Annotated in this window: 1 protein-coding gene; it reads right to left on the bottom strand. The window is 33.3% G+C overall.

Features of this window, described 5'->3' with window-relative positions:
- Positions 1–384 (bottom strand): DUF6992 family protein (locus tag E3E36_RS12740; protein WP_206203764.1); only part of this gene is annotated, 384 nt, incomplete at both ends.

The following is a 384-nucleotide window of genomic DNA, read 5'->3' as shown; positions in this document are numbered from 1 at the left end:
CTAAGCCTGCACCGTTTGGTGTGCTGCCTAAAGAAATTTTATCAATTAAACTATTCAGCTTCTTGCCGTTTTGGCGGTGTTCTAAGTATTGAATAATATCAAAAACCAATAAAAAACCACCCTGTAAAATAAGGCTGCTGCCATAGCCTTCAGTGGTTTCGTTATTTAGCCTTTTACCTCTTTCATTTAAGTATAAACCTGTTGTAAGGTAGGTTGCATCTAAACCTGTGTTGAATAATAAAAACTTCTCAAGATTGTTTTGCTTTTTATAGTTTTCTGCAACAGTTAATTTTTTATTCATCTCTTTTTTTATGGTGTATAGTCCAACACCTGCAACAGCAAGGTTTACCACATTCCAATAAGTATTCATTTGAAAGAAATATT

It is taken from the genome of Thermococcus sp. M36, assembly GCF_012027355.1.
Taxonomy (GTDB): domain Archaea; phylum Methanobacteriota_B; class Thermococci; order Thermococcales; family Thermococcaceae; genus Thermococcus.
This window is presented reverse-complemented; position numbering and strand designations above follow the sequence as displayed.